A 21,283-nucleotide genomic window follows, 5' to 3' on the forward strand; every position below is an offset into this window, starting at 1 on the left:
CATCGTGATCACCGCCATCGTGCACGTCTCCGCAGAGGTCGCCAGCATCCCCGAGGTCGCCCAGGCGATCGCGGCAATCGACGGGGTCAGCGAGGTCTACTCCGTCACCGGCCCGATCGACCTGATCGTGCTGGTCCGGGTGCGCAACCACGACGAGATCGCCACCGTGGTGGCCGACAAGCTCAACAAGGTGCCGGGCGTGGTCGACACCGAGACGCACATCGCCTTCCGCACCTACTCCCGGCACGACCTGGAGGCTGCGTTCTCCCTCGGCCTCGACTAGGCAGACTCAGGCCTGCGCCGCGCTCGGGCCGGGCTTCCGTACGCCGTCAGCGCGACGAGCCGGCGACCCAACGCTCCAGCGCGCTCGCGGCAGCACCCGAGTCGACCGCCTCAGTCGCCCGCTCGACACCTGCTGCCAGCCGATCCTCGATCGAACCCTCGGCGTCGTCGTAGACCGCCAGTGCGGCCCCCGCGTTGAGCACCACCGCATCGCGGACCGGCCCGGGCTCCCCCGCCAACAGCCGGCGCACGACGTCGGCGTTCTGCACGGCGTCCCCGCCACGCAGGTCCTCGGTCGTGGCCCGGCCGATGCCGAAGCGGGTCGGATCGACCGCATGCTGGGTGATCTCGCCATCGTGCACGGCCCACAGCGAAGAGGTCGTCGTGGTGGTCAGCTCGTCGAGCCCGTCGTCGCCGCGGAAGACCCAGGCGTCGGTGCCGCGCGCCGCGAAGACGCCCGCCATCACCGGGGCCATCCGGACGTCGGCACAGCCGATCGCGCTCGCCGCGGCACGGGCCGGGTTGGACAGGGGGCCGAGGAAGTTGAACGTCGTGCCGATGCCCAGCTCGCGCCGCGCGACGGCGGCGTACCGCATGGCCGGGTGGAAGACGGCGGAGAACAGGAACGTGATGCCGGCCTCCTCGGCCAGCGCGGCGACCCGCGGTACCGGCAGGTCCAGCCGGATGCCGAGCGCCTCCAGCACGTCCGCGGAGCCGGACTTGGAGGACGCTGAGCGGTTGCCGTGCTTGACCACCTTGGCGCCGGCGCCGGCAGCCACGATCGCGGCCATCGTGGAGATGTTGACCGACATCGAGCGATCACCACCGGTGCCGACGATGTCCAGCAGCCGGCCGGGGATGGAGATCGGCGTGGCGCGGTCATACATCGCCGTGACGAGGCCGACCAGTTCCTCGGAGGTCTCGCCCTTGGCCCGCAGGGCCACCGCGAAGCCGGCGATCTGGGACGGCGACGCCTCACCCTCGAGGATCTCGCCCATCGCCCAGGCGGTCTGCTCGTTGGTCAGGTCGACGCGCGTGACCAGCGCCCCGAGCACGTCGGGCCAGGTGATCGTGGACATCGCGTCCTCAGGCGGGTACGGCGGCGCGGAGCAGGCCCACGACCGTCTCGGCCAGCACGATCGGGTCCAGCGGCTGCGGCACCGCCGCGTCGGCCCGCGACCAGGTCGCCAGCCAGGCATCCTGCGGTCGCCCGGTGAGGACGACGATCGGCGGGCAGGAGGCGATCTCGTCCTTCATCTGCTTGGCGACACCGATCCCGCCCGCGGGCACGGCCTCCCCGTCGAGGATCGCGAGGTCGATGGTGCCCGCGTCGAAGTTCTGCACGACGATCGGCTCGGTGGCTACCTCGACGTACTCGACGTCGGGAAGGTCGGGGTGAGGCCGGCGCCCGAGGGCCAGGATCACCTGCTTCCGAACGCTGACGTCGTCGCTGTAGACGAGCACCTTGAGCGGCTTCGCGGAGGCGGTCACGGGCGCGACTCTACTCGCGGCGGGCCTACGGCGGCAGCAACGAGCCAGCGGTCGGGATCAGGTAGTGCCCGACCCACCCGACCTGCATCCGGATGCCGACCGCTGCCACCACGCCCAGTACGACCGCGCGCACCCACCGCTGCGACCCCGCTGGCGCCAGCGCCGGCAGTGGCAGCCACGGCACCGCCGCGAGCAGCATGTAGCGCTCGATCGAGCTGGTCGGGCGCAGGGTCAGCGCGAGGTAGAGGCCGTAGACCATCGCCCAGACCCGCAGCTCGATCGGCCACGCCCGAGCACCGGGTATGACGAGGGTGAGCAGTAGCACCAGCAACACCAGCAGCGCCTTGACCGCGTCCTGGCGGTCGTCGCCGCCGAAGAACCAGCCCAGATAGGAGCTCTGCAGTCTCAGCTCGTTGCCCCAGGCGCGCTGGGTCGCGAAGTAGACGTCCCCTCGGCCGGTCACGGCGGCCGCCACGGCCGGCCACAGCAGCACCAGCAAGCCGGAGGCAGCGGTGAGGCCGCCCACCGCCCAGCGCTGCCAGCGCGTCGAGTCTCGCCAGTGCAGCCAGCCGTGCATCACGATCACCGGCGCCGCCACGATCACGATCGGGCGGGTCAGCGCGAGCACCAACAGCGCAGCGAGGGCTCCGCCGTACTGGCGACGCGAAAGGCACCAGATCAGCAGCGCGATGCCGAACAGCGCCAGTCCCTCGGTGTAGCCGGCCTGCAGGATCGGCGCCGAGGGGAAGACGCACAGCCCCAGCACGGTGATCGTGGCCGCGAACCCGTCGGCGCGCTCGAGGACCATCCGGTAGATCAGCACCATCGCCGCCGCCGCGAACGCAAGGCTCACCAGGGACGCGGCAGGCGCGAACCCGAGTGATGTGACCAGCATCACTGCACGAACGATCATCGGGTACAGCGGGTAGAAGGCCCACGCGGTCTGCGGCACCGGTCCGTGGGTCGGCAGCGAGCGCGGGTAGCCGTGGCGGGCGATCGTCTCGTACCACTGCCCGTCCCAGTTGGTCAGCGCCGCCCAGTAGCCCGGGTGGGCGGGCTTCGACTCCTCCACGTGGATGCCGTAGGAGCCGTCCATCAGCACCTGGGAGTGCGCCGCATGGGCGATCACGAAGATGTCGACGAGCCGGGTCAGGACGAAGATCGCAAGCGGCACGAGCCACCACGTCGAGCGCGCGGAGAGCCTCACGGCCCGAAAACTATCCTTTAACTGAGGGGGGCGGGGTGCCCTCGCCAACAGGTCACGACATAATGGCGCCCGTGGCGACAGTTTCGACTCTTCCGGCTTCCCGTCTGCACGGGCATCACGACCGGCCCAGCATGGTCAGCGTTGGGACGATCATCTGGCTCTCCAGTGAGCTGATGTTCTTCGCGGCGCTGTTCGCGGCGTACTACACGATCCGTGCGGTCAGCCCGGATCTGTGGGCGCAGAGCACCCAGCACCTCAATGTGCCGTTCGCCTCTGTGAACACCACGATCCTGGTGCTCTCCTCCTTCACCTGTCAGTGGGGCGTCTTCGCCGCTGAGCGGGGCCAGGTGGGCCGCACCGGCTCGCTGTTCAACGTAGCCAAGTGGGGTCTGCGCGAGTGGTTCGTGCTCACCTACCTCATGGGCGCGATCTTCATCGCCGGTCAGGCGACCGAGTACGCGAGCCTCATCCAGGAGGGCATCACCATGCCCAGCTCCGGATACGGCACGATGTTCTACCTGACCACCGGCTTCCACGGTCTCCACGTGACCGGCGGACTGATCGCGTTCCTCTTCGTGCTCGGCCGCACCTTCGTGGCCCGTCGCTTCACCCACGAGCAGGCGGTGAGCGCGATCGTCGTGTCGTACTACTGGCACTTCGTCGACGTCGTGTGGATCGGTCTGTTCGCGACCATCTACCTCATCAAGTAGTTCGACCGCCTGCGTAGATCAAGGACTGAATGTGCGTCTCCTGAACCGCTCCGCCGGTCGCCTCTCGCGGCACCGTCGCGGCCCGATCGCCGGCCTGGTGCTGCTGCTCCTGGGCCTGGCCCTCTCAGGTGGTCTCTACGCCGCCTTCTCCCCCTCCTCCTCGGCTGATACCGCCGAGGACCAGGCCGCCATGGCGGCCAAGGGTCGACAGCTCTTCCTGGTCAGCTGCGCCTTCTGCCACGGGCAGAACGGCGAGGGCCTCACCTCCAAGGACGGGAAGCTCATCGGCCCGGCCCTGGCGGGCGTCGGCGCTGCCGCCGTCGACTTCCAGGTCGGCACCGGCCGCATGCCCATGGTGCAGCCGGGCGCCCAGGTCCAGAAGAAGGAGAACGTCTTCTCCCAGGACGAGATCAACGAGCTCGCGGCGTACGTCGCCAGCCTCGCTCCGGGCCCGGCGATCCCGACCAAGGAGGACTACAGCACCGACGGTCTCAGCGCTGAGGAGAAGCAGGAAGCCATCGTGCGCGGTGGCCAGATCTTCCTCACCAATTGCACCGCGTGCCACAACTTCACCGGTGAGGGCGGTGCGATGCCACGTGGCGGCTTCGCTCCCAAGCTGCTCGACACCGACCCCAAGCACATCTACGAGGCCATGCTCACCGGCCCGCAGTCGATGGACTCCTTCTCCAACGGCAACCTCTCGCCGGAGATGAAGCGTGACGTCATCGCCTACATCCAGTCGATGAAGGCCCAGCCCGGCTACGGCGGGTTCAGCCTCGGCAACCTCGGCCCGGTGAGTGAGGGTCTCTTCGCCTGGATCGTGGGCCTCGGCGGCCTGGTCGGCTTCGCCGTCTGGATCGCGGCCCACACCGCGCGCACGAACAAGAAGAAGGGAACGGCCCAGTGAGCGACTCTCACGAGATCCAGGCGCACACCGACGCGCTGCTGCCGGATCCGGGTCATCCGGAGCACCACTGGCGTCCGACCGACGTCGACCCGAAGGCCGAGCGCCGCGCCGAGCGCCAGGTCGCCACGCTGTTCGGCCTCTCCGTGGTCTGCACGATCCTGTTCGTCGTCTCCTACGTGACGCTCCAGACGGGTATCGGCGGCCAGGAGTTCATCGGCCTGGGCGCCTCGAACGTCGCGCTCGGCCTCACCCTCGGCGGTGCCTTCCTCTTCATCGGCATCGGCGTCATCCAGTGGGCGCGCAAGCTCATGGCCGACGTCGAGCTGGTCGAGGAGCGCCACCCGGCGTCCTCGTCGTTGGAGGATCGCAGCGCCACGGTCGCCGCCCTGCAGGCCGGCCTCGAGGAGTCGGGCATCGCCCGCCGTCCCCTGATCCGCAACACGCTCGTCCTCTCGGTCGGCGTGCTCGTCGCTCCGGCCGTGGTCATGCTCCGCGACCTCGGTCCGCTGCCCGGCGACAAGCTGCGCCACACCGTGTGGGCGAAGAACATGCGCGTGGTCCGCGACGTCGTCGGTACGCCGATCCGTCCCGCCGACCTCGAGATCGGCGATCTGGTCAACGCGGAGCCGGAGATCATCTTCGGCACCGACAAGGGTCAGCCGCTGCCGTCCGGCGAGGTCATCGAGGGCAGCGACCTGCAGGTCCAGAAGGCCAAGTCGGCCACGGTCCTGCTGCGGATGGACCCCGACGACATCGTCTCCGACGTGACGCGCAACTGGTCCGTCAACGGCATCGTCGCCTACTCCAAGATCTGCACCCACGTGGGTTGCCCGATCTCGCTCAACGAGCGCACCACGCACCACCTGCTGTGCCCCTGCCACCAGTCGACCTTCGACCTCGCCGACTCCGGCAAGGTCATCTTCGGCCCGGCTGGCCGTCACCTTCCCCAGCTGCCGCTGGGTATCGACGACGAGGGCTTCCTGGTGGCGCTGAGCGACTACCCGGAGCCGGTCGGACCGAGCTTCTGGGAGCGCGAGACCAAGTCGCCTCAGGCGATCTATGACGAGTGGAGCAAGGAGACCGGCCAGTGAGTGTCGACACAAGCAAGGTCGCCACGAGCAACACCTCCGCTGCGACCGCGAACAAGCCGACGAAGGTCGGCGCCGCCGCTGAATGGGCCGACGAGCGCCTCGGCCTTGCGGCCATGGGCAAGAAGAACCTCCGCAAGATCTTCCCCGACCACTGGTCCTTCATGCTCGGTGAGATCGCCCTGTGGAGCTTCGTCGTCCTGCTGGTCACCGGCGTCTTCCTGACGCTGTGGTTCCGGCCCTCGATGGCAGAGGTCACCTACCAGGGCAGCTACCCGAACCTGCGTGGCATCTCCATGTCGGAGGCGTACTCCAGCGCGCTGAACATCTCCTTCGACGTCCGTGGCGGCCTGCTGCTGCGCCAGATGCACCACTGGGCCGCGATGCTGTTCATCTCGGCGATGATGATTCACATGCTGCGCGTGTTCTTCACCGGCGCGCACCGCAAGCCGCGTGAGCTCAACTGGGTCATCGGCTCCCTGCTGCTGCTCCTGGGCACGCTGGAGGGCTTCACCGGCTACTCGCTGCCTGACGACCTGCTCTCGGGCACCGGTGTCCGAGCCGCAGACGGCTTCATCCAGGCCATCCCGATCGTCGGCACCTATATCGGGTTCTTCCTCTTCGGCGGGGAGTTCCCGGGCGACGCGATCATCCCGCGCCTGTACACGATCCACGTGCTGCTGATCCCCGGCATCCTGCTGGGTCTGGTCGCCGCGCACATGCTGCTGCTCGTCTACCACAAGCACACGCAGTGGGCGGGCCCCGGCCGCAAGGAGACCAACGTCGTCGGCTACCCGATGCTCCCGGTCTACGCCGCGAAGGCCGGCGGCTTCTTCTTCATCACCTTCGGCGTCACTGCCGTCATGGGCGCGATCCTCTCGATCAACCCGGTGTGGAAGTTCGGTCCTTACGACCCGACCAAGGTGACCGCAGGCTCGCAGCCTGACTGGTACATGGGTTGGCCCGACGGCGCGCTGCGCATCATGCCGGGCTGGGAGTCCCACTTCTGGGGCTCGACCTGGTCGTGGAACATCTTCATCCCGGTCATCCTGATGCCGATGGTGTCGTGGATGGTCGTGACGTCCTTCCCGTTCCTCGAGTCCTGGATCACCGGCGACAAGCGCGAGCACCACCTGCTCCAGCGCCCGCGCAACGCGCCGACCCGCACGGGTGTGATGGTCGCGGCGATGGTCTGGTACGCCATGTTCTGGCTCGCCGGCGGCAACGACATCATCGCCATCAAGCTGCACATGTCGATCAACCAGATCACCTACTTCCTGCGGGCGGCGGTGTTCCTCGGCCCGGTGATCGCGTTCTTCATCACCCGTCGTTGGTGCATCGCGCTGCAGCGCCACGACAACGAGGTACTGCTGCACGGCTACGAGACCGGCGTGATCATGCGCTCGGCCGTGGGCGGCTACTCCGAGATCCACCTGCCGATCAGCGAGGAGAAGGCCTACGCGATCACCGTCCGTGACCGTGGCCCCGAGGGCGCCGGCGAGGCCGACGGTCCGAAGGCCAACGGCAAGCTGACCCTCCGTGACAAGCTCCGCACCCTCTACTACGAGGACGACGTGGAGAAGCCGACCGTGGAGGAGATCGAGGCGGCCCACGCCCACGCCGCACACGCGGTCGAGGGCGGTCACGACGACGCCCACGCGATCGAGGGCGGTCACGACGACGCCCGCGCGATCGAGGGTGGCCACGGCGAGCACTGATCGCCCAGCGCCCCCTACCAGGGCATCATGAGGGCCCGGGAGCACTGCTCCCGGGCCCTCGCTCGTTCCATTCCGTGCACCATCGGTTGAGGAGACACGATGTACGACGTGAAGTTCGGCCTAGACACCTTCGGAGACGTCACCGCCGATACCCACGGTGTGCCCCTCCCCTACCCCGAGGTGCTGCGCAACGTCGTCGAGCAGGGCGTCCTGTCCGACCGGGTCGGGGTCGACGCCTTCAGTGTCGGCGAGCACCACCGACCTGACTTCGCCATCAGTGCGCCCGACATCGTGCTGGCCGCGCTGGCTGCCCGCACGGAGCGGATCACGCTCGGCACCGCCGTCACCGTGCTCAGCTCGGACGACCCGGTCCGGGTCTACGAGCGGTTCGCCACCCTCGACGCGCTCTCGCACGGCCGCGCCGAGCTCACCTTGGGACGTGGCTCCTTCACCGAGAGCTTTCCGCTGTTCGGCTTCGACCTGGCCGATTACGAGGTGCTCTTCGAGGAGAAGCTGGAGATCTTCGCCGCACTGCGCAGCGAGCAGCACGTGCACTGGGAGGGCAGCACTCGGGCGCCGCTCGATGCCGAGATCTACCCGAAGACCGAGCGCGGCACGCTCGATGCCTGGATCGGCGTCGGCGGCTCACCCGAGTCGGTGGTGCGGGCGGCGCGGCACCGCTTCCCCCTGATGCTCGCGATCATCGGGGGCGCCCCTGACCGCTTCGCGCCGTACGTCGACCTCTACCACCGTGCCCTGGACCAGCTGCACCCCGAGCAACCGCGTCTGCCGGTCGGCGTGCACTCCCCCGGCTTCGTCTGGGACGACGACGCCCAGGCACGCGAGCTGCTCTTCCCGCACTTCAAGGCGAACCGCGACCGGATCGGCCGTGAGCGTGGCTGGCCGCCCAGCTCGATCGCCGAGCTGCACGAGGAGGCCGACCACGGTGCGCTCTTCGTCGGGTCGCCCGACTCCGTCGCCGAGAAGATCGCCGCCACTGTCAGGACGCTGGGCCTGAGCCGATTCGACCTGAAGTACAGCAACGGCCCGATGCCGCACGAGCAGCTGATGCACTGCATCGAGCTCTACGGCACCGAGGTGATCCCGCGGGTGCGCCGCCTGCTGGACTGAGGCAGCAAGATCGCAGGCTGGCGCGCGGACGCACGGGGGATACCGAAGAAGCGCTGCCGGAGGACGCGCCGGCGAGGTACGAGCCGCCGCGCGGCCGTAGGCCTGCTTCGAGGTGTCCCCGCGGGCGGTCGGGCGTCGACCCGCGAAGCAGGCCTCAGGCCAGCGCGCTGCCCGCCTTGTACTCCTTGTACGACATGTTCCAATCGCCGTACCCGTTGGTGACCTCCATCTTGCGGGAGGTGCCGAACTCGTTGACCACGTCGCCGACGCGGGTCATGTGGAAGAGCCAGTCCGCGTTCGCGGTGCTCATGCCCGTGCAGCCGTGGGAGACGTTCTCCCGGCCCTGCGAGCCGACCGACCAGGGCGCGGCGTGGATGAACTCACCCGAGTAGGTCATCCGCATCGCCCACTGGACGTCCTTCATGTTGTAGTAGTTGGGGTCGCCCTTGGGGATGCCGATGGTCTCGGAGTTCATCGTGTGCTTCTCGTCCTTCTCCACGATGACCTTGATGCCCGAGCGCGTGGTGAAGCCCGGCTGACCGGTCGTGACCGGGATGGTCCGCAGCAGCTTGCCGTTGGAGTAGACCTTCATCTGGTCCGTCTTCATATTGACCCGGTAGATGTGCTGCGCGCCAACCTTGAACGTGGCCTGGCGATCGCTCTGGCCGTAGATGCCGTTGCCGGCCGGGACGCTGTTGATGTCGGCGTGCACCGTCACTGTGCTGCCGGCCTTCCAGTAGTGCTTGGGACGCCAGTGCACCTCGGTGTCGGAGAACCAGTGCCACGAGCCCACCTGGGCCGGCTGGGACTCCACCGAGAGGTGCTTCTCGATCGACGCCCGGTCGGTGACGGGTACGTCGAAGTGCACGATCACCGGGAAGCCCACGCCGACCTTCTGGCCGTTCAACGGCGAGATCGAGGCGAAGGTCTGCTGCGAGAGGGCCAGCTTCTGGGTGTGGAAGCGGCGGGTCCAGCTGGTGCTCGAGCCCTGGTTGCTGGTCAGCGAAGCCTTGAGGACGTACGTCGTGTTCGGCTCCAGCAGGCTGCCCGCCTGCCACGTGCTGCCGTCGTCGGCCAGCGTGCCGTCGATCGCGACGCCGGCCTTCGAGGTGAGGGTGACGTCGTGCAGCTTGCCGTTGGCGCCGGTCACCTTCACGGTGGTGTCCACCGGAACCGGCTTGGCCCGCTTCACGTTAGCGGTGATGCTCGCCGCGACGTTGTCGACGCCGTTGTCGTTGGTCGCGCCGGAGACATCCGCGACCCCTCCCTTCGCTCCGCCTGTGCCGTCGGCGTCCGAGGAGGTGCTGGCGCCGCAGCCCGCGAGGCCGAGCGCAGCCGCTGCCGCGAGCGCCGTCACCCCCATGCGGAGGCGTCGAGCGCCTCCGATGCGACGCGACAGTGATGCGGTTGCGGTCATGTGGACTCCCCCAGCTCAGTCAAAACAGGACCGTCCCGAGGACGAGTCCGGCCCCCAGGGTAACTGTTCGACCGGTGAGACGGCCGAACCCCGCGTGCTGGGGTGTCCAGCATCACGGGGTCCGGTCGTGGGGTCAGCTCATGCTCAGTGACTGAACTCGCCCCGGTAGTACTCGAAGATCCAGCCGCAGAGCGCGATCAGGCCGACCACGCCGGCGATGATGAAGAGCCACCACTGCAGCATCGCGATCGAGAAGGCGATGAACGCCACGCACAGCGCGGCCCACAGCGGCCACCAGGAGAACGGCGGGAAGAAGCCGAGCTCACCGGCACCGTCGGCGATCTCGCCGTCGTTGCGGTCCTCAGGACGGTCGTCCATCTGCCGGGCGTGGAAGCCCAGGTAGGCGGAGATCATCGCCAGCAGCAGGGTGCACATGGTCAGGGCGGACGTGCCCGTCCAGTCGCCACCGTGCTCGGAGCCGGCGGTGACGAACCAGTAGGTGGGAGTCACCAGCACGAGGAAGATCGTGCAGGCGACGAACAACCAGGCTTCGGCCTTCATCAGACGTCTCCGTTCCCAATGCGAGCGGCGAGCTCCTGCTCGGACTCCATCTCCAGCGCGGCGATCTCCGGGTGGTGGAGGTCGAAGGCCGGGGACTCGGAGCGGATGCGCGGAAGCGTGTGGAAGTTGTGTCGCGGCGGCGGGCAGGACGTGGCCCACTCCAGCGAGCGGCCCCAGCCCCACGGGTCATCGACGGTGACCTTCGGCGCGTTCCGCGAGATGTAGAGGTTCAGGAACCACGGAACCATCGACAGGCTCAGCAGGAAGGCGCCCACGGTCGAGACCTGGTTGAGGCCGGTGAAGCCGTCGGTCGGCAGGTAGTCGGCGATACGACGCTGCATACCCTCGACTCCGAGCCAGTGCTGGACCAGGAAGGTGGTGTGGAAGCCAACGAACAGCAGCCAGAAGTGCACCTTGCCCAGGCGCTCGTTGAGCATCCGGCCGGTGATCTTGGGCCACCAGAAGTAGAACCCGGCGAACATCGCGAACACGACGGTACCGAAGACCACGTAGTGGAAGTGCGCCACCACGAAGTAGGAGTCGGAGACGTGGAAGTCCAGCGGCGGGCTGGCCAGGATGATGCCGGTGAGACCGCCGAAGAGGAAGGTCGTGAGGAAGCCGATCGACCACAGCATCGGGGTGTCGAAGCTGATGGATCCGCCCCACATCGTGCCGATCCAGTTGAAGAACTTCACGCCTGTCGGCACGGCGATCAGGAAGGTCATGCCGGAGAAGAACGGTAGGTCGACGGCTCCGGTGACGAACATGTGGTGAGCCCACACCGCCACCGACAGGATCGCGATGCCGAGGGTCGCGCCGACCAGGCCGATGTAGCCGAAGACCGGCTTGCGGCTGAAGACCGGCAGGATCTCGGTGATGATGCCGAAGAACGGCAGCGCGATGATGTAGACCTCGGGGTGGCCGAAGAACCAGAACAGGTGCTGCCACAGGATCGGGCCACCGTGGCTGGCGTCGAAGACGTGCGTGCCGAGCTGGCGGTCCGACTCGAGCATCAGGAGCGCACCGGCGAGCACCGGGAAGGCGATCAGGACCAGCAGCGAGGTCACCAGCGTGTTCCACACGAAGATCGGCATCCGGAACATGGTCATACCGGGTGCACGCATGCAGATGATCGTGGTGATGAAGTTGACCGCACCCAGGATGGTGCCCAGACCCGCGATGTAGAGACCCATGATCCACAGGTCACCGCCGACGCCCGGCGAGCGGACCGCGTTGGAGAGCGGGGTGTAGGCGAACCAGCCGAAGTCAGCCGCACCCTGCGGGGTCAGGAAGCCCGAACCGGCGATGAGGCCACCGAAGAGGAACAGCCAGTAGCTGAACATGTTCAGACGCGGGAACGCGACGTCCGGAGCACCGATCTGCAGCGGCATGATCATGTTGCCGAAGGCGAAGAACAGCGGCGTCGCGAACAGCAGCAGCATGATCGTGCCGTGCATCGTGAACATCTGGTTGTACAACTCGTCGTTGAGCAACTGCTGCCCGGGGAAGGCGAGCTCGGAGCGGATGAGGAGCGCCATCACGCCGCCGACGAGGAACCAGCAGAACGAGGTGACGGCGTACATCTTGCCGATCAGCTTGTGATCGGTGGTGGTGAGCAGCGAGTAGAGCTGCTGGCCCAGCGGCCTGCGCGCGGGGACGGTCGTGGTGGTGGTGGGGTGTGCTGTCGCAGTCACTCTGCTTGTCCTCCGGACTGGAGACCGGCCTGGGTGTAGGCGTTCCGGCCGCCGATGAGCGGCTGGGTGGCTGTGAAGCCCTCGGTCTGAAGGTTCTTGAGGTACGCCTGGTAGTCAGCCTTCGAGACGACCTTGACGTTGAAGAGCATCCGCGAGTGGTAGAGGCCGCAGAGCTCGTAGCACGCTCCCCGGTAGGTACCCATCTTGGTCGGGGTGACGGCATAGTGGTTCACCCGGCCTGGCACGACATCCATCTTCATCAGGAAGTGGTCCACGCCGAAGTCGTGGATGACGTCGGGCGAGTGCAGGTTGAACCGCGTGGTCTCGTCGACCGGCAGCACCAGCGTGGGGATGTGCGAGGCCGTACCGGCGTCGTACACGTAGTTCGAATACGGGAACTTCAGGTCCGCCGCGTCATCGTCAGCCGCGGCGTCACGCGCACCGATGCCGTAGCTGAAGGTCCACGTCCACTGCTGGCCGGTGACCTCGATGGTGTTGTCCACCGGCAGCTTGTCGTCGAGGATCGCGTCCTGCGCCTTGACGGTGTGGAAGAAGAACACGATCACCATCAACACTGGGGCGATCGTGTAGAAGATCTCCAGCGGAAGGTTGTAACGCGTCTGGACCGGGATCTCGTCCTCGCTGCGACGACGGAAACGCCAGATCGCATAGAAGATCAGACCCCACACGATGACACCGGTCACCAATGCGGCGATCCAAGCGCCCTGCCACAGGTGGAGGACGTGATCGCCCTGCTTCGTGGCGGGCGTCGGCATGCCGAAGTTCTTGGCGGCGGTGGAGCAGCCACCCAGCAGGACGGCGCTGGCGCCGAGCCCCGCCACCAAGGCGAGCCGGCGCACGCGTGCAGCCGTCCCCTTGGCGCGCTTGGGCCCGGGCGATCCGGGCATCTGCAGACCCACGAACGAGCCTCTCTCTCTACGACCAGTCACGGATAGCGGCAGACTATCGGAATCGACGCGGGGTTGAGAGGGTGGGTAGGCCGTTACGCTTCGGCTGTGACAAATGCCGCCGTCTATCTCGACGCGGCGTCCTCCGAACCGATGCACCCGGCCGCGCGCGACACGCTCCTGGCCGCTCTCGAGCACGGGTACGCCGATCCGCGCCGCCTGCACGGCCCCGGCCGCAACGCCCGGCTGCTGCTCGACAACGCCCGCGAGGTGGTAGCCGAGGTGCTCGGAGTACGGCGCGACGAGGTGCTCTTCACCTCCTCCGGCACCCGAGCGGTGCAGCTCGGCCTGCTCGGCCTGGCTGCGGCGCGGCCCGGTCGGTCGGCGTCAGGTCCGCCCGCAGCCGGACTGCCCGCGGACGGCCGGCGGATCGTGCACAGCGCTGTCGAGCACCAGGCGGTCACCGACGCAGCGGCGTGGTGGGGCGAGCCGGTCACGGTCGCGGTGGACACCACCGGCCGGGTCCTGCTCGAGGCGCTCGGCGAGGCGCTGGGCAAGGCTGCACCCGGTGCCGACGCGATCGCGTTGCAGAGCGCCAACCACGAGGTCGGCACGGTCCAGCCGGTCGCCGAGGCGGCCGAGCTGGCCGCGGACCGCGGCGTACCTTTGTTCGTCGACGCCTGCGCCTCCCTCGGCCGCCTACCGCTGCCGGACGGCTGGGACGCGTTGGCGGGCTCGGCGCACAAGTGGGGCGGCCCGGCCGGCGTGGGCGTCCTGCTGGTGCGCCACCGGGCGCGCTGGAGCCACCCGTTCCCCGCGGGAGACCCGCTGGCCCGAGTCGATGACGGCTTCCCCGATGTGGCGGGCACGCTCGCAGCGGCGGCCGCGCTGCAGGCGGTGACCACAGAACGTGAGCAGGTCGGTGCACGTCAGCGCGAGCTGATCGACCTGATCCGAGCGAGTGTGGCGCACATTCCCGACGTCGACGTCGTCGGCGACCCCCAGGGACGACTCCCCCACCTGGTCACCTTCTCGTTCCTGTACGTCGACGGCGAGGCGCTGGTGACCGAGCTGGATCGACTGGGGTTCGGGCTGGCCAGCGGCTCTGCCTGCGCGGTCGACACCCGCGAGCCCTCCCGCGTGCTGGCCGCGATGGGAGCGCTGACCCACGGCAACGTGCGACTCTCGCTGACCCGCGACACCAGCAGAGCCGACGTGGAGCGCTTCTTGGCGGTGCTGCCGGGTGTGATCCGCGGGCTGCGCGAACGGGCCGGCCTGTGAGCGGGCCTGTGAGCGGGCCTGCGAGCGGGCCTGTGAGCGGCGCCGCGAGCGGGCCCGAGCTGGACGTGCTCGACTGCCGCGGCCTGCTCTGCCCGGCCCCGATCATCGCGCTGGCGCGCCGGATCGGGGACGTCCCCGTGGGTGCGCTGCTCGGCGTGGCCGCGGACGACACTGCGGCACGCCACGACGTACCCGCGTGGTGCCGGATGCGGGCGCAGGAGTTCGTCGGCGAGGAGAAGGCCGCCGATGGCGTCCCGATCTACGTGATCCGCCGGATCACGTGATCAGGTGAGCGCCACCTCATGGTCAGACCGGGGGCGATTCGGCCCCGCGACCCTCAGCTCGGCAGGTGCTTGGCGACGTCGGCGGAGGCGTCAGCGCCGTACGAGCCCTCGAGCCGAGCCAGGAACTCCGCGCCGGTGAAGCTGTACTCCTGGGTGCCGACCGTCTCCACGACATAGGCGGCCAGGACGCAGCCGACCTGGGCGGCGCGCTCCAGCGAGACACCCCACGCCGTCGCGGCCAGGAAGCCGGCCCGGAACGCGTCACCGACGCCCGTCGGCTCGACGGCGACGACACCCTGGGCGGCGGGCAACACGATCGGAGCCTCGCCCTTGCGGGTGATCCGCACCCCTTCGGCGCCGAGCGTGGTCACCTGCGTGCCGACCCGGTCGAGGATGTCCTCGGCCGACCAGCCGGTCTTCTGCTCGATCATGTGCGACTCGTACTCGTTGGAGAACAGCACCGTCGCACCGTCGATGAGCTGGCGGATCAGCTCGCCGCTGCCGAACGCGAGCTGCTGGCTCGGGTCGGCGATGAAGCGGTAGCCGCGCTGGCGGCACTCCTCGGTGTGGCGCAACATGCCGTCCGGGTCGTCGGCGCCGACCAGGACGTAGTCGGGCTCGCCGACGGAGGCAACGATCGGGCCGAGCTCGATCAGCCGGGCCTCGGCCATCGCACCCGGGTAGAAGCTGGCGAACTGCGCGTGGGTCTCGTCGGTGGTGCACACGAACCGCGCCGTGTGCTTGGCGTCGGAGATGCGCACGTGGTCGCAGTCGACGCCGTGCCGCTCCAGCCAGGAGCGGTAATCGGCGAAGTCCTCACCGGCCGCACCGACCAGGACCGGGCGCAGGCCGAGTCGGCCCAGGCCGAAGCACATGTTCGGGGCCACGCCGCCGCGGCGGATCTCCAGGTCGTCGACCAAGAAGCTCACCGAGAGCTTGTCCAGCTGTTCGACCACGAGGGAGTCGGAGAACTTGCCCTTGAACGTCATCAGGTGGTCGGTGGCGATGGAACCGGCAATGAGGAGTGAACCCATGCGCGGAACACTACCCAGCGGTACTCCTGGAGGTACTCCGCGGTAGCCCATAGCGTCGAAGCATGACCTCCAGCCTCACCGCCTACGACGACCCCGCCACGCCCGCGGAGCTGCGCGCAGACTGCCGCGAGACGGAGCGCCGCCTTGCGCTCACGAGCGTCACCCGCAACGCCCTGCGACCCTCCCCGAGCATCCGGTTCGAGGAGCACCCGCAGGGTCTGCCGAAGCAGGACATCGACATGCTCGCCGCCGCGCACCGGCTCTCTGGTGTGCTCGGTCTCGACCTGGACTGACCTGCGCCGTACGGATGCACGAAGGGCCCCTGCCGAGGCAGGGGCCCTTCGTGGTGCCTGAGGCGCCCGGTGCGTGCCGGGCGTCTCAGATCAGTGGAAGCTGTCGCCGCAGGCGCAGGAACCGGTCGCGTTCGGGTTGTCGATCGTGAAGCCCTGCTTCTCGATCGTGTCCACGAAGTCGATGGTCGCGCCGTTGAGGTAGGGGACGCTCATCCGGTCGACGACGACGCCCACGCCGTCGAAGTCGGTCAGCACGTCGCCGTCGAGGCTGCGCTCGTCGAAGAAGAGCTGGTAGCGCAGACCCGAGCAGCCACCCGGCTGCACCGAGATCCGCAGGTTGAGGTCGTCGCGACCCTCCTGCTCGAGGAGGCTCTTCACCTTCGCGGAGGCGACGGGGCTGAGGTTGATGCTGTCCGTCCGGTGCTCGAACTGAACCTGCTCGGTCATGCTGATGCTCCCTGCGATTCTGGGGTGCGGAGTCTGTCCTTGGTCTCAATCGTCGCACATGCTCGGTTATTCCGCCCCGCTCCAGGTTCGCGCGACCCGCTCGGCGAGATCGGCCAGGGCGGACCTCGGATCCTTCATCGCCCGGTCCTCCCCGACGAGGTCGACGACGGAGTAGGCGGACTCCACGCCGAGCGCACGGTGCTCCCGTGCCCCCATGCCGACCCGGCCGGCCAGGACCACGCACGGGCGGGCCCGCTCCCCCGCCAACCTCGCCACGCCCACCGGCACCTTGCCGCCCCGGCTCGAGGCATCGAAGGCGCCCTCGCCGGTGAGGACCAGATCGGCACGCTCGATCCGCTCCTTCAACCCGACCGCCTCAGCCACGAGTGCAAGGCCCGGTCGGCGGGTGCCGCCCGCCAGCAGCAGCGCGAACCCGACGCCTCCGCCGGCCCCGGCGCCCGGCAACGTCGCGGTGACGCGATCGGTCAGCTCGGCCAGATGCTGGAGGGCAGCATCAGCACTGAGCTGCATCTCCTCGGTGAGCCCCTTCTGCGGGCCGAAGACCTTCGAGGCGCCGAACAGGCCGGTCAAGGGGTTGTCGACATCGGTGGCCGCCAGCAGCTCCACCCCGGCCAGCAGCCGGCGCGCCGGCTCCAGGTCGACGGCAGCCAGCCCGGCGAGCGGCCCGTAGCCGCTGTCCAGGACGCCGCCCTCCGCCTTCGCCCCCAGCGCGGCGAGCAGTCCGGCGCCGCCGTCGTTGGTCTGCGTGCCGCCCACCCCGACCACGATCCGGGTGGCTCCGCCCTCCACGGCAAGGCGGATCAGATGCCCCAGTGGGAGGGACGAACGACGCTCGGCGGCGGTCGTGGCGCCGTGGGGCGGTCCGAGTCGGCCCAGCACCTGAGCCGCCTCCACGTAGGCGGTCCCTCCCACCCGCAGGAGGGTGGCCGGCTCGGCCTCGGCCGTGTCCAGACCGGGCACCGAGGCGAGCACCAGCTCGCCGCCTAGCGCCGCGTGCAGAGCGTCGACGAACCCCGGTCCACCATCCGAGAGCGGAAGCAGATCGAGCTCGTCCTCGGGAGCAGTACGGCGCCACCCTGCGGCGATCGCCTCCGTCGCCTCGGCTGCGGCGAGGGTCCCGGCGTACTTGTCCGGCGCGATCAGGATCCGCATGGCGCTCACCCTAGGGCCCGGCGGAAGCCGTTGCCGCGCGCACGAGGTCCGCGTCCACCCGGCCGGCGCCGCGTGTCGACGGGGCTCGTGGCCTGACTTCCGTGGACTCCCCGAGCCGGCCCCCATGCGGAGGAAATAGAATGGGCTCATGACCACCGTGGACCTCCCGCTGCTGCCGCTCGGCCGCGGCGTCGACCCCAACTCCGAGCGCGGCGTGGACTGCCCCGGCGACCTGCCGCCGGCGTCCGACCCTGACCTGGTCGCCCGCGCGCGGGCGGCGAAGGAGAAGCTCGGCGAGCGGGTGTTCGTCCTGGGGCACCACTACCAGCGCGACGAGGTCATCCAGTTCGCCGACGTGACCGGTGACTCCTTCAAGCTCGCGCGCGACGCGGCAGCGCGCCCGGATGCGGAGTACATCGTCTTCTGCGGCGTGCACTTCATGGCCGAGTCCGCTGACATCCTCACCACCGACGAGCAGCAGGTCGTGCTGCCCGACCTCGCCGCTGGCTGCTCGATGGCCGACATGGCCCGCCTTCAGCAGGTCGAGAGCGCCTGGGAGGCCCTGGAGGCCGCCGGCATCGCCGATCAGGTCGTGCCGGTGACCTACATGAACAGCTCGGCCGACATCAAGGCCTTCTGCGGACGCCACGGCGGCGTCGTGTGTACGTCGAGCAACGCCGAGACAGTGCTCGAGTGGGCCTTCGAGCGCGGCTCGAAGGTGATGTTCCTGCCCGACCAGCACCTCGGCCGCAACACCGCCGTGCTCAAGCTCGGCATCCCGCTTGAGAAGAACGTCGTCTGGAACCCGCGGCTCGCGAACGGCGGCCTCACGGCCGAGCAGCTCCAGGACGCGACCATGATCCTGTGGCAGGGCCACTGCTCCGTGCACGGCCGCTTCTCGCCCGATACCGTCGACGAGCTGCGCGCCGAGATCCCGGGCGTCCAGATCCTGGTCCACCCCGAGTGCCAGCACGAGGTGGTCCTGAAGGCTGATCTGGTCGGCTCGACCGAGTTCATCATCAAGACGATCGCCGAGGCCCCGGCTGGTTCAGCCTGGGCCATCGGCACCGAGCTCAACCTCGTGCAGCGCCTGGCCAACGCCCACCCCGACAAGCGCATCGTCTTCCTCGACCGCACGGTCTGCTACTGCTCCACGATGAACCGGATCGACCTGCCCCACCTCGTCTGGGCACTGGAGTCGCTCGTCGAGGGCACCGTGGTCAACAAGATCGAGGTGGACCCCCAGACCCAGGCCGAGGCCACCGTCGCCCTGCAGCGGATGCTGGACCTTCCCGGCAAGTAAGCGCCCCTCCCACGCTCGTACGGCCATCCCGGAGCCGCGCAGACGCTCCCAGCAGCCGCGCAGCGCGGCAGGCGCGCTCAGGCGAGCAGCACCACGCTGATCGTCGTACTCCCAGGACGTGAGTCCAGCGCGACCGAGCCGCCGTGCGAGGTGACGATGGCCTGGACCAGCGACAACCCGAGGCCCGCTCCGCCATCGCGGTGCTCACGGTGGCGGGACTGGTCGCCACGGCTGAACCGCTCGAAGGCGTGGTCGACCAGGTCCGGCGGAAAGCCGGGGCCGTCGTCGTGCACGCTGAACCCGCCAGGCCGCACCGCCACGGTGATGGTCGTCCCCGTCGGGGTGTACTTGCGGGCGTTGGTCAGCAGATTGGTGATCACCTGGTGCAACCGGAGCCGGTCCCCCACCACCAGCACCGGCGCAGGGTCCTCCAGATCGCTCTCGGCCGGGAGCACCACTCGCCAGTGGTGCTGGGGCGAGATCACCCGGGCATCGGAGACCGCCTCGAGCAGCAGCTGGGTCAGGTCGACCGGCTGACGCTCGAGCGCACGGCCCGAATCCAGCCGCGCGAGGAGCAGCAGATCCTCGACCAGCGCCGACATCCGGACCGACTCCTCCTCCACCTTGGCTAGCGCGGTCTTGGTGGCCTGCTCGTCGCCGGGCCGGCGCTGTGCCAACTCGGTGTAGCCGCGGATCGTGGTCAGCGGCGTCCGGAGCTCGTGCGACGCGTCGGCGACGAACTGTCGCACCTGCTGCTCGCTGCGATGTCGTGCCCGCAGCGAAGCCTCGACGTGCTGGATCAGGGTGTTGAGAGCAGCACCGACCTGACCGACCTCGGTCGCCTCGTCGGTCAGATGGTCCGGCACGCGCGCCGTCACGTGGATCGCGCCGGAGGCCAGCGGCAACGCCGCCACCGCGTGCGCCGTGCCCGCGACCTCGCGCAGCGGCCGGAGCTGACGGCGTACGACGACGACACCCACGCCGGCCGCGATGCTGACCCCGAGCAGGGTGAGCAGCGCCTCCCAACCAATCAGGTTGTGGATCGTGGAATCGACGACGGAGGTCGGCAGCCCCGTCACCATCACCACCGAGCCGGTCTCCCCGATCACCTGCCCACTACGTGCGATCACTCGGTAACTGCCGAAGCCGGGCAGCCGAACGCTGTGGATCCGACCGTCACGAGGAACGCCCAGGAGTGCTGCGGTCGCGGTGTCGGAAAGCCCTCGATACTGCCCCGACACGTCGGTGAGCACGCCGCCCTCCACCTGGGAGCGGGCGTCGAGCGGGACCAGGGCGAGCAGCGTGCCGGGACCGCGATTGTGGGTGTCGGGTGCGCTGACCCGGGCAGGGAGGTGCTTCACGTCCTCGTCGAGCCGGTCCATCAGCGAGGACCGCATCGCCAGCGTGGTCAGGGTGACGGTCAGCACGCAGACGACGGCGACCAGCGCCACGGCCGTGATCACCAGCCTGGAGGTCAGTGAGACCCAGCGCCGGGGCGACTCCTCGGCCGCGTGGAGCGTGGACACGGCTTCCCCTGTCGGACTGTCGGTCCTGGCGAGGACCGGTGCGCGGCTCAGTCTGCCTGCTCGGTCTGCTGCGCGGGCTTCAGGACGTAGCCGGCGCCCCGCATGGTGTGGATCATCGGCGCACGGCCCACGTCGATCTTCTTGCGCAGGTAGGAGATGTAGAGCTCCACGACGTTGGCCTGGCCGCCGAAGTCGTAGTTCCAGACCCGGTCGAGGATCTGCGCCTTGCTCACCACCCGGCGCTGGTTGCGCATCAGGTAGCGGAGCAGCTCGAACTCCGTGGCGGTCAGACTGATCTCGTCACCGCCACGGAAAACCTCACGGCTGTCCTCATCCAGCTCCAGGTCACCGACGCTGAGCACCGAGCGGGCGTCGGCGCGGTGCGCGCCGGCCCGACGCATCAGCGCCCGCAGCCGAGCGACGACCTCCTCGAGCGAGAACGGCTTGGTGACGTAGTCGTCGCCACCCGCCGTCAGGCCGGCGATCCGGTCCTCGACCGCGTCGCGGGCGGTCAGGAAGACGACGGGTACGTCGGGGTCGTCGCGGCGGACCCGACGAAGCACCTCGAGGCCGTCGATGTCGGGCAGCATGATGTCGAGCACGATCGCATCGGGCTCGAAACCGCGAGCCGTCTGGACGGCATCGGCACCGGTGTGGGCCGAGCTGACCTGGAAGCCCTCGTAGCGCAGCGCCATCATGATCAGCTCAGCGATATTGATCTCGTCGTCCACCACGAGGACTCGCAGCGGCGACCCGTCGGGCCTGGTGAGCTCAGGCGCAGCAGACGTCATAGCGCACAGGTTCCCGCACCAGTCTGTGGGGAACCTG

Annotated in this window: 22 protein-coding genes; 10 read left to right on the forward strand and 12 right to left on the reverse strand. The window is 68.9% G+C overall.

Going from position 1 to position 21,283, the window contains the following annotated elements:
• Positions 1-4: 4 nt before the first annotated feature.
• Positions 5-283, forward strand: a complete 279-nt coding sequence (locus H036_RS0106240; protein WP_017933926.1) for an Lrp/AsnC family transcriptional regulator — start codon at positions 5-7, stop codon at positions 281-283.
• 46 nt (positions 284-329) lie between these two features.
• Here H036_RS0106240 and trpD read toward each other — a convergent pair whose 3' ends face one another.
• The 3 genes from trpD to H036_RS0106255 are packed head-to-tail and all read right to left on the reverse strand — an operon-like array spanning position 330 to position 2,980.
• The gene (gene trpD, locus H036_RS0106245; RefSeq protein WP_017933927.1) at positions 330-1,361 is read right to left on the reverse strand and encodes an anthranilate phosphoribosyltransferase; all 1,032 of its coding nucleotides are present in this window, start codon (positions 1,359-1,361) and stop codon (positions 330-332) included.
• Positions 1,362-1,368: 7 nt separating this feature from the next.
• Positions 1,369-1,773: an Rv3143 family two-component system response regulator gene (locus tag H036_RS0106250; protein ID WP_017933928.1), complete on the reverse strand. Its 405-nt coding sequence runs from the start codon at positions 1,771-1,773 to the stop codon at positions 1,369-1,371.
• A gap of 25 nt (positions 1,774-1,798) precedes the next feature.
• Positions 1,799-2,980: a hypothetical protein gene (locus H036_RS0106255; protein WP_017933929.1), complete on the reverse strand. Its 1,182-nt coding sequence runs from the start codon at positions 2,978-2,980 to the stop codon at positions 1,799-1,801.
• Positions 2,981-3,111: 131 nt separating this feature from the next.
• Between H036_RS0106255 and ctaE the strand changes: the two genes are divergently transcribed.
• From ctaE to H036_RS0106280, 5 genes are all read left to right on the forward strand, one after another.
• Positions 3,112-3,690: an aa3-type cytochrome oxidase subunit III gene (ctaE, locus tag H036_RS0106260; RefSeq protein ID WP_017933930.1), complete on the forward strand. Its 579-nt coding sequence runs from the start codon at positions 3,112-3,114 to the stop codon at positions 3,688-3,690.
• A 31-nt stretch (positions 3,691-3,721) separates the two neighbouring features.
• Positions 3,722-4,597 (forward strand): cytochrome bc1 complex diheme cytochrome c subunit, encoded by an 876-nt coding sequence (gene qcrC / locus H036_RS0106265; protein WP_017933931.1) that lies wholly within the window; start codon positions 3,722-3,724, stop codon positions 4,595-4,597.
• A complete protein-coding gene (qcrA, locus tag H036_RS22015) occupies positions 4,594-5,688 on the forward strand; it encodes a cytochrome bc1 complex Rieske iron-sulfur subunit (protein WP_017933932.1) in 1,095 nt (364 codons plus the stop codon). The genes qcrC and qcrA overlap by 4 nt, the downstream gene beginning before the upstream one ends.
• On the forward strand, positions 5,685-7,403 hold the full coding sequence (gene qcrB / locus H036_RS0106275) for a cytochrome bc1 complex cytochrome b subunit (protein ID WP_017933933.1): 1,719 nt from the start codon (positions 5,685-5,687) through the stop codon (positions 7,401-7,403). The genes qcrA and qcrB overlap by 4 nt, the downstream gene beginning before the upstream one ends.
• A 99-nt stretch (positions 7,404-7,502) precedes the next feature.
• Positions 7,503-8,534: an LLM class flavin-dependent oxidoreductase gene (locus H036_RS0106280; protein WP_017933934.1), complete on the forward strand. Its 1,032-nt coding sequence runs from the start codon at positions 7,503-7,505 to the stop codon at positions 8,532-8,534.
• Between the two features lie 154 nt (positions 8,535-8,688).
• Here H036_RS0106280 and H036_RS0106285 read toward each other — a convergent pair whose 3' ends face one another.
• From H036_RS0106285 to ctaC, 4 genes are all read right to left on the reverse strand, one after another.
• Positions 8,689-9,951 carry a L,D-transpeptidase gene (locus tag H036_RS0106285; protein WP_232421813.1) on the reverse strand — a complete coding sequence of 421 codons (1,263 nt, stop codon included), beginning with the start codon at positions 9,949-9,951 and terminating at the stop codon, positions 8,689-8,691.
• Positions 9,952-10,095: 144 nt separating this feature from the next.
• Positions 10,096-10,512, reverse strand: a complete 417-nt coding sequence (locus H036_RS0106290; RefSeq protein WP_017933936.1) for a cytochrome c oxidase subunit 4 — start codon at positions 10,510-10,512, stop codon at positions 10,096-10,098.
• Entirely contained in the window at positions 10,512-12,206 is a 1,695-nt protein-coding gene (ctaD, locus tag H036_RS0106295; protein WP_017933937.1) for an aa3-type cytochrome oxidase subunit I, read from the reverse strand. The genes H036_RS0106290 and ctaD overlap by 1 nt, the downstream gene beginning before the upstream one ends.
• Positions 12,203-13,126 carry an aa3-type cytochrome oxidase subunit II gene (gene ctaC, locus H036_RS0106300; protein WP_017933938.1) on the reverse strand — a complete coding sequence of 308 codons (924 nt, stop codon included), beginning with the start codon at positions 13,124-13,126 and terminating at the stop codon, positions 12,203-12,205. Before ctaC ends, ctaD begins: the two co-directional genes overlap by 4 nt.
• Before the next feature lie 96 nt (positions 13,127-13,222).
• On the opposite strand from ctaC, the gene H036_RS0106305 reads away from it, so the two are divergent.
• Both H036_RS0106305 and H036_RS0106310 read left to right on the forward strand, forming a co-directional pair.
• On the forward strand, positions 13,223-14,395 hold the full coding sequence (locus H036_RS0106305; protein ID WP_017933939.1) for a cysteine desulfurase family protein: 1,173 nt from the start codon (positions 13,223-13,225) through the stop codon (positions 14,393-14,395).
• Positions 14,396-14,427: 32 nt separating this feature from the next.
• Positions 14,428-14,679, forward strand: a complete 252-nt coding sequence (locus H036_RS0106310; RefSeq protein WP_017933940.1) for a sulfurtransferase TusA family protein — start codon at positions 14,428-14,430, stop codon at positions 14,677-14,679.
• A gap of 53 nt (positions 14,680-14,732) precedes the next feature.
• On the opposite strand, the gene H036_RS0106315 is transcribed toward H036_RS0106310, so the two are convergent.
• Positions 14,733-15,713: a carbohydrate kinase family protein gene (locus tag H036_RS0106315; protein WP_017933941.1), complete on the reverse strand. Its 981-nt coding sequence runs from the start codon at positions 15,711-15,713 to the stop codon at positions 14,733-14,735.
• 62 nt (positions 15,714-15,775) lie between these two features.
• On the opposite strand from H036_RS0106315, the gene H036_RS0106320 reads away from it, so the two are divergent.
• On the forward strand, positions 15,776-16,006 hold the full coding sequence (locus H036_RS0106320) for a hypothetical protein (protein ID WP_017933942.1): 231 nt from the start codon (positions 15,776-15,778) through the stop codon (positions 16,004-16,006).
• Positions 16,007-16,096: 90 nt separating this feature from the next.
• Here H036_RS0106320 and H036_RS0106325 read toward each other — a convergent pair whose 3' ends face one another.
• The gene (locus tag H036_RS0106325; protein WP_017933943.1) at positions 16,097-16,453 is read right to left on the reverse strand and encodes a HesB/IscA family protein; all 357 of its coding nucleotides are present in this window, start codon (positions 16,451-16,453) and stop codon (positions 16,097-16,099) included.
• A 66-nt stretch (positions 16,454-16,519) separates the two neighbouring features.
• Positions 16,520-17,626, reverse strand: a complete 1,107-nt coding sequence (locus H036_RS0106330) for a glycerate kinase family protein (protein ID WP_017933944.1) — start codon at positions 17,624-17,626, stop codon at positions 16,520-16,522.
• A gap of 148 nt (positions 17,627-17,774) precedes the next feature.
• On the opposite strand from H036_RS0106330, the gene nadA reads away from it, so the two are divergent.
• Entirely contained in the window at positions 17,775-18,929 is a 1,155-nt protein-coding gene (gene nadA, locus H036_RS0106335; protein ID WP_017933945.1) for a quinolinate synthase NadA, read from the forward strand.
• A gap of 77 nt (positions 18,930-19,006) precedes the next feature.
• On the opposite strand, the gene H036_RS0106340 is transcribed toward nadA, so the two are convergent.
• The gene (locus H036_RS0106340; RefSeq protein WP_017933946.1) at positions 19,007-20,455 is read right to left on the reverse strand and encodes a sensor histidine kinase; all 1,449 of its coding nucleotides are present in this window, start codon (positions 20,453-20,455) and stop codon (positions 19,007-19,009) included.
• A 47-nt stretch (positions 20,456-20,502) separates the two neighbouring features.
• Positions 20,503-21,246 (reverse strand): response regulator transcription factor, encoded by a 744-nt coding sequence (locus H036_RS0106345; RefSeq protein ID WP_017933947.1) that lies wholly within the window; start codon positions 21,244-21,246, stop codon positions 20,503-20,505.
• Positions 21,247-21,283: the final 37 nt, after the last annotated feature.

It is taken from the genome of Nocardioides sp. Iso805N (assembly GCF_000364605.1).
Classification (GTDB): Bacteria; Actinomycetota; Actinomycetes; order Propionibacteriales; family Nocardioidaceae; genus Nocardioides.